General features: G+C 63.5%; 19 protein-coding genes. 5 read left to right on the top strand and 14 right to left on the bottom strand.

Annotated elements, in window-relative coordinates; translation table 11 throughout:
• Positions 1 to 59 precede the first annotated feature (59 nt).
• The 13 genes from CW305_RS18540 to ttcA form a co-directional block, all read right to left on the bottom strand.
• Positions 60 to 587 carry a C40 family peptidase gene (locus tag CW305_RS18540; protein WP_104098572.1) on the bottom strand — a complete coding sequence of 176 codons (528 nt, stop codon included), beginning with the start codon at positions 585 to 587 and terminating at the stop codon, positions 60 to 62.
• A 76-nt stretch (positions 588 to 663) separates the two neighbouring features.
• On the bottom strand, positions 664 to 1296 hold the full coding sequence (locus CW305_RS18535; protein WP_104098571.1) for a C40 family peptidase: 633 nt from the start codon (positions 1294 to 1296) through the stop codon (positions 664 to 666).
• Positions 1297 to 1363: 67 nt separating this feature from the next.
• On the bottom strand, positions 1364 to 2128 hold the full coding sequence (locus CW305_RS18530; protein ID WP_104098570.1) for an NAD-dependent deacylase: 765 nt from the start codon (positions 2126 to 2128) through the stop codon (positions 1364 to 1366).
• A gap of 122 nt (positions 2129 to 2250) precedes the next feature.
• Positions 2251 to 2547, bottom strand: a complete 297-nt coding sequence (locus CW305_RS18525) for a cyd operon YbgE family protein (protein WP_023444386.1) — start codon at positions 2545 to 2547, stop codon at positions 2251 to 2253.
• Positions 2544 to 2648: a cytochrome bd-I oxidase subunit CydX gene (gene cydX / locus CW305_RS18520; RefSeq protein WP_003297956.1), complete on the bottom strand. Its 105-nt coding sequence runs from the start codon at positions 2646 to 2648 to the stop codon at positions 2544 to 2546. The genes CW305_RS18525 and cydX overlap by 4 nt, the downstream gene beginning before the upstream one ends.
• A 45-nt stretch (positions 2649 to 2693) precedes the next feature.
• Entirely contained in the window at positions 2694 to 3836 is a 1143-nt protein-coding gene (cydB, locus tag CW305_RS18515) for a cytochrome d ubiquinol oxidase subunit II (RefSeq protein ID WP_014819714.1), read from the bottom strand.
• Between the two features lie 12 nt (positions 3837 to 3848).
• Complete coding sequence (locus CW305_RS18510; RefSeq protein ID WP_023443848.1) at positions 3849 to 5462, bottom strand: cytochrome ubiquinol oxidase subunit I; 1614 nt, start codon at positions 5460 to 5462, stop codon at positions 3849 to 3851.
• Positions 5459 to 5638: a cytochrome oxidase putative small subunit CydP gene (gene cydP, locus CW305_RS18505; protein ID WP_003283920.1), complete on the bottom strand. Its 180-nt coding sequence runs from the start codon at positions 5636 to 5638 to the stop codon at positions 5459 to 5461. Before cydP ends, CW305_RS18510 begins: the two co-directional genes overlap by 4 nt.
• Before the next feature lie 322 nt (positions 5639 to 5960).
• Positions 5961 to 6515: a putative natural product biosynthesis protein gene (locus CW305_RS18500; protein ID WP_014819712.1), complete on the bottom strand. Its 555-nt coding sequence runs from the start codon at positions 6513 to 6515 to the stop codon at positions 5961 to 5963.
• Positions 6516 to 6620: 105 nt separating this feature from the next.
• Complete coding sequence (locus CW305_RS18495) at positions 6621 to 6989, bottom strand: DUF2946 domain-containing protein (protein WP_101274290.1); 369 nt, start codon at positions 6987 to 6989, stop codon at positions 6621 to 6623.
• Between the two features lie 58 nt (positions 6990 to 7047).
• Entirely contained in the window at positions 7048 to 7719 is a 672-nt protein-coding gene (locus tag CW305_RS18490; RefSeq protein WP_104098569.1) for a DNA-3-methyladenine glycosylase I, read from the bottom strand.
• 307 nt (positions 7720 to 8026) lie between these two features.
• Complete coding sequence (locus tag CW305_RS18485; protein ID WP_104098568.1) at positions 8027 to 9103, bottom strand: 3-deoxy-7-phosphoheptulonate synthase; 1077 nt, start codon at positions 9101 to 9103, stop codon at positions 8027 to 8029.
• A gap of 492 nt (positions 9104 to 9595) precedes the next feature.
• Positions 9596 to 10420 carry a tRNA 2-thiocytidine(32) synthetase TtcA gene (ttcA, locus tag CW305_RS18480; protein ID WP_014819708.1) on the bottom strand — a complete coding sequence of 275 codons (825 nt, stop codon included), beginning with the start codon at positions 10418 to 10420 and terminating at the stop codon, positions 9596 to 9598.
• A gap of 134 nt (positions 10421 to 10554) precedes the next feature.
• On the opposite strand from ttcA, the gene CW305_RS18475 reads away from it, so the two are divergent.
• The 4 genes from CW305_RS18475 (at position 10555) to CW305_RS18460 (ending at position 13320) form a co-directional block, all read left to right on the top strand.
• On the top strand, positions 10555 to 11148 hold the full coding sequence (locus CW305_RS18475) for a DNA-J related domain-containing protein (protein WP_044314973.1): 594 nt from the start codon (positions 10555 to 10557) through the stop codon (positions 11146 to 11148).
• Between the two features lie 138 nt (positions 11149 to 11286).
• Positions 11287 to 11886, top strand: coding sequence for a Yip1 family protein (locus CW305_RS18470; RefSeq protein WP_023443856.1), 600 nt, complete (start codon positions 11287 to 11289; stop codon positions 11884 to 11886).
• A gap of 176 nt (positions 11887 to 12062) precedes the next feature.
• Positions 12063 to 12764, top strand: a complete 702-nt coding sequence (locus CW305_RS18465; protein WP_104098567.1) for a Yip1 family protein — start codon at positions 12063 to 12065, stop codon at positions 12762 to 12764.
• Positions 12765 to 12825: 61 nt separating this feature from the next.
• On the top strand, positions 12826 to 13320 hold the full coding sequence (locus CW305_RS18460) for a SprT family zinc-dependent metalloprotease (RefSeq protein ID WP_104098566.1): 495 nt from the start codon (positions 12826 to 12828) through the stop codon (positions 13318 to 13320).
• A gap of 12 nt (positions 13321 to 13332) precedes the next feature.
• On the opposite strand, the gene CW305_RS18455 is transcribed toward CW305_RS18460, so the two are convergent.
• Positions 13333 to 14511: an MFS transporter gene (locus CW305_RS18455; RefSeq protein WP_104098565.1), complete on the bottom strand. Its 1179-nt coding sequence runs from the start codon at positions 14509 to 14511 to the stop codon at positions 13333 to 13335.
• Positions 14512 to 14703: 192 nt separating this feature from the next.
• Here CW305_RS18455 and napE point away from each other — a divergent pair, with 192 nt between their 5' ends.
• Complete coding sequence (gene napE, locus CW305_RS18450; RefSeq protein ID WP_014819702.1) at positions 14704 to 14883, top strand: periplasmic nitrate reductase, NapE protein; 180 nt, start codon at positions 14704 to 14706, stop codon at positions 14881 to 14883.
• Positions 14884 to 14911: the final 28 nt, after the last annotated feature.

Here is a 14911-nt window from a genome sequence, read left to right as displayed (position 1 = left end):
AGCATGTGAGTACGACTAAAGACAGGACGTCTACGACGGGGGTTCTATGCGGATGACGCTCAGTGATTGCGGGCCAGTTGCTCCTGGTCGAGCACGCGCTTGGCGCCCAGATAACTCTTCTGCCAGTAGCCGGCGGTAAGACTGTCCAGGCGTACCGTGCCGCCAGAAGATGGCGCGTGAACGAAGCGGTCTTCGCCAACGTAGATGCCCGCGTGGCTGACCCGGCGCCCACCGCTGGTAGCGAAGAACACCAGATCACCGGGCTGCAATGCGTCGCGCCGTACGGAGGGGCCGCGCAGATTGCTCATGGCCTGAGTGGTGCGAGGGAGCTGGATGCCGGTTGCGCCGTGGTAGACGTAGCCGATCAGGCCACTGCAGTCGAAACCGCTATCCGGCGTGTTGCCGCCCCAGCGATAAGGCGTGCCGACCAGACCAATCGCACTGAACAGCACGTCTTCAGCGGCGCCAGGCACGGGCTGTTGGTGGACCCTGGGTGTCTGCACGACAGGCGGCGTGGGTGCCTTTCCGGCACAGGCGGTCAGCAGCACAGTCAGAACAACGAGCGTGAGACGAGCCGGATAGTGCATGGCAGAGCGGTCCAGGCAAATGAGCCATCACTCTGCCGGCATGTGCGGGAAGACGCAACCCCCGCAGGTCGCGGGATCAGTGCTGGGACGTGTGCGAAGCCAGATCGGACGCCAGGGCCAGCACGCGTTTTGCTTCCATGTAACTGGCGCGCCAGTAACGGTCATCCAGGCTGTCGACGCGCACGCCACCGCTGCGGCTGCTGGAAGCGTGGATGAACTGGTCATCGCCGATGTAGATGCCGGCATGGCTGACCCGGCCACGGCCACGGTTGTTGAAGAACACCACGTCACCGGGTTCCAGCTCGTTGCGCTTGACCACCGGTGCGTCGAGGTTGATCAGCTCGCGAGTGGAGCGCGGCAGCTCGAGACCTGCCTCCTTGCGGAACAGGAAGCCGACGAAGCCGCTGCAGTCGAAACCGCTCTTCACCGAGCTGCCACCGTAGCGATACGGGGTGCCGACCAGGGTGAAGCCGCGCTCGAGAATGCTGTCAGCCAGCTGCGGCAGCTGGTAGTCGTGCTCATCGGTAAGCTCTGCCAGCGACTGCTCTTCGCTCTTTTCGAGCGCGTCGAAGTCGAATCCGGCCAGGGGATGGTGTTGCGACAGACGAGGCGCGTCGGCTTGCTGCTCGGTCTGTACAGGCTGGCCGGCGCAGGCGGTCAGCAGGGCGATGAGTGCGAGAGGCACGAGGGGTGCGAAGCGTTGGCGCATGGGCACAGCCGTGTCGGTGATTTCAAAGTGCCGGCGACTATGCCCTCTATCGCTTCGATGATCAAATTCAATCGGACGAAATGTGACGAACCAGCTGCGACAAAACGTCTGCGGCCCTTCCTTGCAGAAGTACGTCCGCCAGCGGACTGATTTCGGTGGCTTGCAGGTTCACCTCGACGACCGAGCCGCCGGCCTGACGCACCCGCCATAGCGGCTCGAGGATGTAGCCGAAGCTCGCCGTGGTTCCAACCACCAGCACGGCGTCGAAGCCGAGCTGCACCTGTTGCTGCAATGCAGTCAGGGCGGAGTCCGGCAGCATCTCCTCGAACAGCACCACGGCAGGACGCAACACCCCGTCGCAACTCAGGCAGCGCGGCGGCAATGGCTGATCGAGCAGCGAAGGCAGTGGACGTTCATCGACCTTGCCGCAGCCCATGCACGACAGCGGCGACAGCTGACCGTGAATCTCGATCAAGCGATCAGGCGGACTGCCGGCTCGGCGGTGGAAGCCATCGATGTTCTGCGTGAGCACCCAGGCCCCGGGTTTGCGCCGCTGCAGCTCGGCGATGGCGACGTGGCCGGCATTGGGTTCGGCCTGCAGGCAGGCCCGGCCGATTTCGGCCAGGTACTTCCAGCACAACGCCGGATCACGCCGCAGCGTCGGCCCGGATAGCGCCACCTCGATCGGCAGGCCGTCTTCGGTTTCGCCGTTATAGAGGCCGCCGAGGCCGCGGTAGGTGGGCAACCCGGAGTCGGCCGACAGCCCGGCCCCGGTGATGATCAGAATGCGTTCGGCGCCGCTCAGCGCCTGGGCGGCCTTGTCGATATCCATGAATGTCGCGAACCCGTTTCGGTGGCACTCCCCCGATCGTGCGGGGAACCGATGGCCGCGTCGCGACCACGGCCATCAGCCTACGAATCGCCGCGCCTGCCTGCAAAGGCATTCGCCCCCGCTCAGTCCAGCTGGGCCTGAAAAAGCACCGCGTAGCCCAAAGCACACAACAGCCAGGCCGGCAGCGGGCCGAGCAGCCAGCGCCAGCCCCACCATTGCGGCACGAAGCCGACGCCATGCACGAAGCCGGCGGAAATACCCCACATCACCAGCATCAGCTGCGGGTGACTGTAGCCTCCCTGCCCGTCCAGCATCGCCGCCGGATGGATCAGCAGGACCAGCGCCAGCGGCGCGGCCAGCACTAGAGAAAGTACGCGACCGAACGCGCCGTAGCAGCGCCCCTGCGCGCGACTGCTCACGGCTCGGCGTCCAGGTCCTGAGTGGCTTCCAGCCACAGCGCATTGATGATGCCGAAGCTGCTGGCCAGCAGCACGCCGAGAATCCAGGTGAAGTACCACATAGTCGTCTCTCCTTGGCGGGCGGGCGCGGCGGCCCGCCCGCGCGGTCAGTACAGCCCGTGGGGGTTGGCTTCGATGGTTTTCTGGGTGAGCCGGCCCCACATGCGCACGTAGCTCCACAGCGTGTAGCAGAGGATCAGCGGCACGAAGATGCAGGCCACAACGAACATGATGCCCAGCGTCTTCTGACTTGAGACCGCATCCCAGATGGTCAGGCTCGAGGCCGGATCGAGGCTCGACGGGAAGACGAAGGGAAACAGCGCAAAGCCCGCGGTACAGATGCTGCCGACGATCATCAGACTGGTTCCGACGAAGCTCACCCCGCCGCTGTTGCGACTGGAACCGAGCAGCGCCAGCAACGCCCCGAGGATGCCCGCGGCCGGCGCGATCAGGGTGACCGGATAGAGGCCGTAGTTGGCCAGCCAGCCGATATTGTCCTGGGCCACCTGCTTGTCCAGGAGCGGATTGAGCGCGGCGCCCGGATCGCTGACCGACAGCTGGCTGAAGCCCTGAATGCCCAGCGCCAGCCAGACACCCGCCGCGACGAAGCCGAACAGGAACACCAGCACGCACAGGCGCGTGGCCTGCCGCGAGCGCTCAGCCAGCGCGCCGTCGGTGCGCAGCATCAGCCAGGCGCCACCGTGGGCGCTGAGCATGCTCAGGCTGACGATGCCGCAGAGCAGCGCGAACGGGTTGAGCAGCGCGAAGAACGAGCCCTGATAGGTCGAGCGCATCAGCTCGTCCAGCTGGAACGGCAGGCCGAGGAACAGGTTGCCGAAGGCCACGCCGAACACCAGCGCCGGCACAGCACCGCCGACGAACAACGCCCAGTCCCAGGCGCTGCGCCAGCGCGGGTCTTCCACCTTGCTGCGATAGTCGAAGCCCACCGGGCGGCAGAACAGCGCGAACAGCACCAGCAGCATCGCCCAGTACAGGCCGGAAAATGCCACCGCATAGACCATCGGCCAGGCAGCGAACAGCGCACCACCGGCGGTGATGAACCACACCTGGTTGCCATCCCAGTGTGGCGCGATGGTGTTGATCGCCACGCGTCGCTCGTTGTCGGTCTTGCCGACGAAGGGCATCAGTGCCATGGCGCCCATGTCGAAGCCATCGGTCAGGGCGAAGCCGATCAGCAACACGCCGATCAGCACCCACCAGATGAGCTTGAGCACTTCGTAATCGAACATCTCGTATCTCCCTCAGACGCTGCCAGGTTGGGAAGACAGGCCGCTCGGCTGCGCCGACGCCACCCGTGCTTCACGTACGTCCCGTTCGAAGTGATAACGACCGGTGTGCAGACTGCTCGGCCCAAGCCGTGCGAAGCGGATCATCAGGAACATCTCGATCACCAGCAGCAGGCTGTAGAAGGCCACCAGGGCGATCAGCGAGCCCCAGATATCGCCGGCCGCCAGCGTCGAGGTGGACAGATGGGTCGGCAGTACCTCGGCGATCGACCATGGCTGACGGCCATGCTCGGCGACGTACCAGCCGGTCTGCGCGGCGATCCACGGCAGCGGCAGGCTGAACAGCGCAAACTTCAGCAGCCAGGGCTTGGTCTCGGCATTGCGCTTGATCGATGCCCAGCTCGCCAGGGCAAACAGCAGCAACATCAGAAAGCCGGCGGCGACCATCACGCGAAAGGTCCAGAACAGGCTGAACACGTTGGGTATGGTGTCCAGAGCGGCGAGCTTGACCTGCTCCTCGCTGGCATCGACCACATCGGCGGTGTACTTCTTCAGCAACAGCCCGTAGCCCAAGTCCTGCTTGACCTCATTGAACGCGGCGATGGCTTCGGCCGACTTGTCGCCGCTACGCAGCACCTGCAGCCGCTCGTAGGCGAGCATGCCGTTGCGGATGCGCAGCTCGTGTTCGGCGATCAAGTCCTTGATGCCCCTGACCTCCTCGTCCACCGAGCGGGTGGCGATCAGCCCCAGCACGTAGGGGATCTTCACTTCGTAATCGGTGCGCATCTCCTGCTGATTGGGCAGGCCGAACAGTGTGAAGCCCGCAGGTGCCGGGTGGGTTTCCCACTCAGCCTCGATGGCGGCCAGCTTGACCTTCTGCACATCGCCAATCTCATAGCCGGACTCGTCGCCGAGGATGATCACCGAGATGGTAGAAGCCAGACCGAACACTGCGGCGATGGCGAACGAACGACGGGCGAAGCCCAGGTCGCGCTTCTTCAATAGATAGAAGGAAGAAATCGCCAGCACAAAGATCGCCCCGGTGACGTAGCCCGCGGACACGGTGTGGACGAACTTGACCTGCGCCACCGGGTTGAACAGCAGCGCGCCGAAATCCACCAGCTCCATGCGCATGGTCTCGAAGTTGAACTCAGAGCCAACCGGGTTCTGCATCCAGCCATTAGCGATGAGGATCCAGAGCGCCGAGAGATTCGAGCCCAGCGCCACCAGCCAGGTGACCGCCAGATGCTGCACCTTGGAGAGCCGGTCCCAGCCGAAGAAGAACAGGCCGATGAAGGTGGATTCGAGGAAGAACGCCATCAACCCCTCGATGGCCAGCGGCGCGCCGAAGATGTCGCCGACGTAATGGCTGTAGTAGGCCCAGTTGGTACCGAACTGGAATTCCATGGTCAGTCCGGTGGTGACGCCCAGGGCGAAGTTGATGCCGAACAGCTTGCCCCAGAACTTGGTCATGTCCTGATAGACCTGCTTGCCGGTCATCACGTAGACCGATTCCATGATCGCCAGCAGGAACGCCAGCCCCAGGGTCAACGGCACGAAGAGAAAGTGATACATCGCCGTCATGGCGAACTGCAGGCGTGATAGATCGACAACGCTTTCCGAGATCATCTCGGCCCTCCCTCGGGGATCGAACCCCGCGAATCAAGCAAATGGTCGGCAACGCGCACCGAACCGTTCTCGGGAATGCTGGGGGCATCGAACCAGACGTTTTTTATGATCATGAGGATCGCGACCTTGGCCAGCACTACCAGCACGACGTCTCGCCTGAGCGATGACTTGAACATGCCTACCTCCTTGCGTGACCACCCGAGCACCTGATGCTCCGGCAGCATGTTGCGATTGAAGGCCCCCTTGGGGTGAGGGCCGACATCCGGGCGCGACGCCTGGACTCAATCGCGGTGCCCCGAACCACCCGTGGAAGCTGCTCTGGTTCGAGGCAGGCAAAGTGTCCGGCGCACCCTGCAAGCGGACAACTGCGACAGCCTGCCCCACCCACTCGCGGCAATCTGTGCCAGAGCGGCGCTGCGCTCCAAACAAGCAGTGACACCGGCGAGCGACGCCGGGTCAGGTGCGACGCGATCGCCACGCTGCGGCGCCCTGTCGCAGTCATGGCACACGCAGCCAGCGGCGAAATCCGTTGCCGGCCGTGCTCGAGAGCGGGCTCCAGGCGAAGTCCCAGGGCGCCGGTGGCAGCTCCTCCGCCTCGGCGGCGAGCGGGCGGCCGCCCTGGCGCACCCGTGGCTTCCAGTCGAATACATGCTCGCTGTCGCCTCGCCAGCCGAGCACGATGCCGATTGCCGGGCTGTCATCGCTGGCGACCCAACGCGCTGCGGCGGCGAGCATCATGGCCTCGATATGCTCCGGCTCGACCAGCTCGCGGTAGTCGGAGGCCAGCAACCAGCGGCAGACGCCGAGGTGGAAGGTCCAGTCCAGCGCCAGCTGGCAGCCGTAGGCCCAGGTCATGAACTGACGAAAGATCTCCAGTCCCTCTGGCGGGTCAAGCTTGAGCAGCCGCGGGCAGACATCGAACAGCGCATGCCAGTACGGCAGCAACTTGGCATCCAGATGCACGAAGCTGCGGGCGTTGCTGGGATAATCGGGAAAAGGCAGCCGATAGCTCACGCGGCTATCGGCGCGGGTGAATCGTTCCATCATGGTCATGGTGAAATCCCCTGAATCGACTGGGCCGTCGGAAGGCTCCGACAGGTAGCCGTCTCGTCCGCTGCTACGGGCGGAAGGACGGCGAATCACGTCAATCAGGAAATCTCAGGGCGCGCGCGGATTCAGTGCCGGCCAGTGGCGGCGCGGGCCATGACGCTCAATCGGTGGTAGCGGAGTCGCGCCTGTCGTGCGCCGCCCCAGCCAGGCCAAGGCGAACAGTGCAACGATGGCGAGGAAAACCGAACTGCACAGTGGGCAGTCGAGGGCATGCTGCGACAGGTCATGTAAATCGGAGGGGAGCGCGCCGAGGCCGGTGCCACCATCGTCGCCGGTGACGCAGAACGCGTCCTGCCCCATGGCCAGTCCGAAGCCCACATGGGTGGCGTGGTTCAGACTGCAGACAAAGGCATTGAGCAGGATGCAGGTGAAGAGCACCCATACGATCTGCGCACGCTTGTCTTTGACGATGGTCATGTTTCGACTTTACACCGCACGCCTCTGGACGGCGCTGCGCCAAACCGTCGCAGCGGCCTCAGTGGTTGACGGTGAACGCTAGCATCGCCGAGAGCTGACACAGCGGACGGCCGCTTTCCGCGTGCCACTGGTTGAATGCAGCCTGCACCGCGGCTTGATCGCGCTGACTGCTGGGCACCTTGTCGACGATTTCCTGCGCCTTGAGCGCGGCTACCACGTCATTGCTGGGCACGAAGGTGTCTTTGCCGGCCATGCGCAACAGGCGCGGCGCCGACAGGCCACCGAGCTGGCTGCCGTGCCTGATCAGGTAACGCCACAGGCCGACGATGTCGCTGCTCGGCCAATCGGCCAGCAGGTTGCCGAAGCTGCCCCTTTCCTTGGCCACGTCGAGCACGAACTGCGCGTTGCGCGGCACGCTCTTGAGCTTGCCGAGATGACGGATCAGTCGGGTGTCCTGCATCAATCGTTCGATGTGCTCACCGCCCATCAGCACGACCTTTTCCGGATCGAAGCCAAAGAAGGCCTGCTCGAACGCCGGCCACTTGGCATCCACCAGGCTGTGCTTGAGGCCAGCGCGGAAAATGCGCAGGCTGATCAGCGAGAGATAGCGATCATCGGAAACGTTGCGCAATTCATCGGCACTGCGCGGTTGCGGCAAGCGGGCCTCCAATGCCGCGGCCGAGCCGAAGCGGTTGAGGCAGTATTCGTGCAGCCATTTGTAGTCTTGCATGGTTCAGATCCGATGGTGACGGCAGCGGCACAGGGTGCCGGTGACGAGCCGGCCTCGCAAGTCCGCCGCCATCGACGCAGCTGGGCGGCAGCGGTCGGGTGGCGTTCGCGCAGGCTGGCCTGAACGAATATTCGCAGGCAAGCCCACTTCCACTGTGAAGCCGGCGCAAGCCGGGTGGCACCGTTTGGTACGCGTCCCATTGCCCTGACACCAGGCGCAAACGGTGGACAAGCTTCGCGTTGTCCACCCTACGAGCAGAACGTCGTTTGCATGCGAGCCGGCTCAGACGTGCAGCGGGCTCCCGGTATCAGCCGCGCAGACGCTGCGCCGCCTGACGCAGCATCTGCTCGGTCGCCGTCCAACCCAGGCAGCCGTCGGTGATCGACACGCCGTAGCGCAGCTCGCCGGACAGCGGCTGGCAACCATCGAACAGATGGCTCTCCAGCATGACGCCACGCAGGCTCATGTCGCCAGCCAGGCGCTGCTCGATCACCGACTCCAGCACCGCGGGCTGGCGCAGTGGGTCCTTGCCACTGTTGGCGTGGCTGCAATCGACCATGATGCGCGGAGCGATCCCCTGCTTTTCCAGCGCGCGACGGGCAGTAGCGACACTGGCCGCGTCGTAGTTGGGTGCGCCGTGGCCGCCGCGCAGGACCAGATGGGTATCCGGATTGCCGCGCGTCTGCAGCAGTGCCGGATGGCCGAGATCGTCGATGCCGAAGTGCTGGTGTGGATGTTCCGCTGAACGCATGGCGTCGCAAGCGATGCCCAGGCCGCCATCGGTGCCATTCTTGAAGCCCACCGGCAGGTCCAGCCCGCTGACCAGCTCGCGATGGATCTGCGACTCGCTGGTGCGCGCGCCAATCGCGGCCCAGCCCAGCAGATCGTCGAAGTACCCGGCAGCCAGCGGCTGCAGCAGTTCGGTGGCAATCGGCAGACCGGTTTCGAGAATATCCAGCATCAGGCGGCGCGACAGGTGCAGTCCCTCGGCCATGTTGCCGCTGCCGTCCAGATGCGGGTCGTAGACCAGGCCTTTCCAGCCGACGGTGGTACGCGGTTTTTCCACATAGGCGCGCATCACCAGCAGCAGCTGATCGCTGACGTCAGGTGCAAGCGCGGCGAGACGCTCGGCGTACTCGAGCGCGGCGACAGGATCGTGCAGGGAACAGGGCCCGACGACGACCAGCAGGCGCGGATCACGACTGTCGAGCACGGCGCGGATGGCGTTGCGGTCGTTATGGATGCGTGCGGCAAGGGCGTCGTTCAAGGGCAGACGCTGGCGCAATACCGCGGGGCTGGGCAGCGGCTGCGCGCTGCGGCGGGCGACGCTGGCTTCGGCGGTGGCGACGGGTTGTTGAGCAAGTACGGTGGCGGATGCATTCATGATCTGGCGGTTCCTTCTGCCGGCGCGGGTGGTCCGCGGCGGCGCTAGTCGGGTGTTCGTTCGCGTGCTTTGTGTTCGGCGTCGAAGCGGCTAAATCGCCAGTCGTAGCGGTAATAACGGTCGGTGCGGTAAGTGGTCATGGCATGTTCCTCGTTGCGTTGGGCCATCGAGTGGCCGAAAAAACAAAACCCCCGGTCGGGTGGCCGACCGGGGGTTCGAAAACTGCTCTGGTGGCGACCCTGCTTGCTAGGGCGCCTGTGGGGTATCAGGCGCGCCTGCGGCTAAACCAATACCCAAAGTAATAACCAGCGGCTACAACCTGCTGCCCACGAGCGAACACGGCGCGAATGGCACCGGCATCGACAACGTTGAGGACTACAGGGTTCAGGGACATGCTGATCTCCAGAAGATGACCGAACCATACTCTGCCGGGACTGCGGCTTTCAACCGGCACGGCAAAAGAAAGTGGCTGGCTCGGCCGGGTGCGCCCGATTACAGGCTCATCACATCGACGAAGCGCGGCGTGGCGCTGTCATCGATACGCAGGCTCTTGAAATCGAACAGGTTGCGGTCGGCCAGCTGCGAAGGCACCACGTTCTGCAGCGCGCGGAACATGATTTCGGTGCGCCCTGGCGACTTGCGCTCCCACTCCTGCAGCATTTCCTTGACCACCTGACGCTGCAAGTTCTCCTGCGAGCCACAGAGGTTGCACGGGATGATCGGAAACTCCTTCATCTTCGAGTACGCCTCGATGTCCGCCTCGTTGCAGTAGGCTAGCGGACGAATCACCACGTTGCGTCCATCGTCGGAGAGCAGCTTGGGCGGCATGGCCTTCAGCGTGCCGCCGTAGAACATGTTGAGGAAGAACGTTTCCAGGATGTCGTCGCGATGATGCCCGAGCGCCATCTTGGTCGCGCCGATCTCGTCGGCGAAGGTGTACAGCGTGCCGCGGCGCAGACGTGAGCACAGCGAGCAGGTGGTCTTGCCTTCCGGAATCTTCTCCTTCACCACCGAGTAGGTGTCCTTCTCGATGATGTGGTACTCCACGCCGATGGACTTCAGGTACTCGGGCAGCACGTGCTCGGGGAAGCCTGGCTGCTTCTGGTCCATGTTGACGGCGACCACCTCGAACTTGATCGGCGCGACCTTCTGCAGATAGAGCAGCACATCGAGCATGGTGTAGCTGTCCTTGCCGCCAGACAGGCAGACCATGACCTTGTCGCCGTCCTCGATCATGTTGAAGTCGGTAACGGCCTCGCCGGCCAGGCGGCGCAGGCGCTTCTGCAGTTTGTTCTGGTTGACCGAGAGGTTGCCCATGTCAGGTGTCCGGGTGAGATGCGAAAGGCGCGCATTTTACGCGCAAAGCAAGCCTGACCGCAGCCCGTTCGCCGCCTGCTCCGATGTGAACCAGCACTGAATGAACACCCGCAGTGCTGTGCTAGTCTCGCCCGATGGACGACCTCTCCCCCGCACTGGATCTGCCAGACCACCTGCTCGTACTGCTGCAGGAAAAACCCGAAGGCTGCAGCGAGTACGAGCTGATTCAACAGCTCAAGCGCCGGCACAGCACGCATGTGCCCAACCTGCCGCTGACCGACAAGCTGGTGCTGTTCCGTACGCATTTTCTGGTGTTCAACGCGCTTTATCTGCTGCGCGACCGACTCTGGGCCGAGGGCAGCGGCCATCTGCAGATCAGCCCCTTGCACGTTCAGTTGCTGCCATATGCCGGCGCCAACGCCGGCCTCGCCGAGCAGGACGCCCTGCGCGCGTATTACCTGGATCTCTCCAACCTGCGGGATACCGACGAAGACGATGTCGAACGCCTGCTGGCGAGCTTCTGGACGCGCATGCAGGGCAGCGACGAGAAGCGTGCCGCTCTCGAACTGTTCGAACTGGATCGCTCCGCGCAGCCGCTCACGCTGGAGCTGATCAAGCGCCGCTACCGTCAGCTGGTCGGCCTGCACCATCCGGATCGAGGTGGCAGCACGCAGCGCCTGCAGTCAATCAATCTGGCGATGGAAATACTCGAGCGCTATTACCGCTGACGACATAGCTTCGAAACGCTCTAACCCCGCTGATGCATTGCCGATCGGCATTTCTATACTGCGACGTAAGGTCGCACGCGCCGTCCTCGATGACGACCGCCAGGCGAGGCGACCTCCATAAACTGAGGAGACGCTGGCATGATCAATCACGTTTGGGGTTTGTTCACCCACCCCGGTCAGGAGTGGAACGAAATCCGCGGCGAGGAAGAAACCGTCAGCCACATGTACCTCACGCATGTGCTGCTGCTCGCCGCGATACCGGCAGTATCGGCCTACATCGGCGCGACCCAGGTGGGCTGGAGCATCGGCGGTGGAGAGCCGGTCAAGCTGACCCAGGCCAGTTGCATGCAGCTGGCGATACTTTCCTACTTCGCCATGCTGGCCGGCGTCGCCGTGATGGGCGGCTTCATTCACTGGATGGCACGTACCTACGACGCTACCCCAACCCTTACCCAATGCATCGTTTTCGCCGCCTATACCGCAACGCCGCTGTTCATCGGCGGGCTGGCGGGTCTCTATCCGCACCTCTGGCTCGGCATGCTGGTGGGGACCGCGGCAGTCTGCTACACGGCCTATCTGCTCTACGTGGGGCTGCCTAAGTTCATGAACATCCACGAAGACGAGGGATTCATGTTCTCCAGTTCGGTACTTGCGGTCGGCCTCGTAGTGCTGGTCGCGATCATCGCCCTGTCGGTCATAACCTGGGGCATGGGCATCGGCCCGGTCTACGTCCGTTAACCCAATCCTCACCTCAAAAGGCCGCCTGTGGGCGGCCTTTTCGTATGCCCGCGCATCATCCCACGACGAATCGTCTGGACCGATAAGGGAAACCCTCACCGCATCTGCCGTTCTAAAGCGATAACGCCGCTGCAACAGCATTCCTGAGCGGCCCTCAAGGCAGACGGAGACTCGGTATGATCCCGCACTTTGTAACATTGCTCACCCGCCCGGATCGGGCGTGGGCGGACATTCGCCGCGACGAAGAAAAGAACAGCTCCAACTACCTTGTCCATCTGCTGCTCTGGGCATTGCTGCCAGCGGTTTGCATGTTCATCGGCACGCGCTATGTGGGTTGGAGCCTGGTCGAAGACGAACGGATCTGGCTCGACACCCGCAGTGCCTTCCAGCTCAGCGCGCTGATCTACATCACCATCGTCGCCGGCACCTTCATCATGGGGTTCTTCCTGCGTTGGATGTCGCGCTCCTTCGATGCACGCCCGACTTTCAATCAATGCGTGGGCTTCATCGCCTATGTCATTACACCCTTCTTCCTGGCCGGACTGGGTGCGCTCTACCCGTCGCGCTGGCTGGCCATCCTGGTTCTGGTGGCGGCCGGGGCATACTCGACCTATCTGCTATTCGTCGGCCTGCCGACGTTCATGCGCATCAGTAACCGCAACACCTTTCTTTACGGCGCCTGCACCTGGGGCGTCGGCCTGTTGGTGCTAGTGAACCTGAAGGTGCCGATGATCCTGTTCTGGATGCTCGCACTCGACCCAACCTACGAGCGCGATACCCCACAGAACCAGAGCTATGGCTTCGAGGAGAATCGCCCGCAGGAAGAACCGGGCGGCATCGACAACGAACGGCGCTTCAACGAACGCCCGAACGAGTGACCAACGAAGCTGTTTGGCCAGAAACGGTTTGGCATAATGCGGCGCTTGCAGGAGTACCCCAATGCCCGAGCGCCTCAATGCCCGCGTCGAAGCCTGTTACGAGCTGGCCGAGCAGTTTTTCAAGCGACGCTTCACCCGCCCCCAGATAAGCCTCAAGCTGCGCGGGCAGAAAGCTGGTGTAGCGCATTTGCAGGAAAATCTCCTGCGCTTCAATGAGCAGCTATATAGGGAAAACACCGAGCACTTTCTGCGCCAGACCGTCGCCCATGAGGTCGCGCACCTGATCGCCCATCAGATGTTTGGCTCACGGATCCAGCCTCACGGCGAGGAATGGCAGCTGATCATGCGTGGCGTGTACGAGCTGCCGCCGGATCGCTGCCACACCTATGCGATTCGTCGCAGGTCCGTTACCCGTTATGTCTATCGCTGCAGCTGCGTGGATCAGGATTTCGCCTTCACACCCCAGCGCCACGCGCTGGTGGCGAAGGGTCGCCGCTATTACTGCCGCCACTGCAAGACGACGCTCGCCTTCAGCGGCGAGCAACGCATCGAATGACGGCAGCGCCGGCTAAAGCGCCCTCGCCCGCCAACCGGCGATGACGAACAACGCCGCCAGCAGAGTCATCAACGGCAACCAGCCCGCGTGATCCCAGACATAACCGGCGCCATAGCCAACCACACTCGATCCCAGATAGTAGGCACACAGGTACAGCGCCGATGCCTGCGCTCGAGCACCCTTGGCATGGCTGCCGACCTGCCCGCTGGCCACGGCATGCGCGGCGAAGAAGCCGAGGGTGAACAACCCGAGACCGAGCACGATGCTGACCAGCCACGACGTTGCGCATAGCCCCACACCAATCAGCATCAGAGCGACCCCACCGCGCAGCACCTGCCGCGCACCGAAGCGCGGCACCAGACGCCCGGCCCAGCCGGCGCTGAAAATCCCGCCGAGATAGACGACGAACAGCAGGCCGATGAGCGTCGAGGACAAGCCGAACGGCTCGCCTGCCAGGCGGAAGCCAATGTAGTTGAACAGCGCGACGAAGCCGCCCATCAGCAGAAAGCCCTGCAGGAACAGTCCACGTAGCACCGGATTGCCCAGATGCAGCCGGAAGTTCGTCAGCAGAATGCGCAGCGAGAGCGGTTGCGCCGTGAAATGTCGCGATGGCGGCAACAGCCAGACGAACGCCACCAACGCCAGCAGTCCCAGCGAGGCAATGCCACCGAGCGCCAGCTGCCAGCCACCCAGGTCACTCAGCAGGCCCGAAAGCAGACGCCCGAGCATCCCACCCAGCGCCGTGCCGCCGATATACAGGCCCATTGCGGCAGGCAGCGACTCGGGCTCGAACTCCTCGCCGACGTAAGCCATCGCCAGTGCCGGCAATCCACTGAGTGCCAGCCCGAGTAGCGCGCGCAGCGCCAGCAATAGTTGCCAGGAATCGACCAGTACGCTGGCCAGCCCGAGCAGGCTGGCCAGACCGAGCGCCGCGGCCATCACCGGCTTGCGTCCCCAGCTTTCGGCAAGCGCACCCGAGATCAGCAGACAGACGGCGAGCGACAGCGTCGTCAGCGACAACGCCAGACTGCTGCTGGCAGCCGATACGGAGAAATGCGCGGCGAGCATGGGCAGCAACGGCTGAATGCAATACAGCAATGCGAACGTGGCGAAGCCAGCGCAGAAGAGTGCAAACGTGGCGCGCCGGTAGGCTGGCGTGCCTCTTGAGAGGTGTGCGTGTTCGGCGATCATCGGCGCCCTCGTCTCATGCGCTGACCTGAGAAAAAGCCGCGCAGGCTAGCACGGCTGTTCGCTCTGCCGCTTGCCGGACAGAAAAGCGGTCCGCTGATCGGCCTAACCCCAAGCCACCGCAAAGAACCGAAACGAACATTGCCCTATGCTGGTCTGTGACTAGACTCCCTATATGCCAGTCGGAGTAGAACAATGACAGTAACGCCGAATGACACCCGCCCCGCGGATACCTCGATCAAGCGGGACGAAACCCGCCTCTTCATATTCCTGATCGTCTTCCTGTTTCCCATCCTCAGCGTCGCGCTGGTCAGTGGCTACGGTTTCATCGTCTGGATCGTGCAAATGATCTTCGGGCCGCCAGGTCCGGCTTAAGCCGCCCTGCCGATCTAATCGGGCCTAC

Source organism: Stutzerimonas kunmingensis (assembly GCF_002929225.1).
Classification (GTDB): Bacteria; Pseudomonadota; Gammaproteobacteria; order Pseudomonadales; family Pseudomonadaceae; genus Stutzerimonas.
This window is presented reverse-complemented; position numbering and strand designations above follow the sequence as displayed.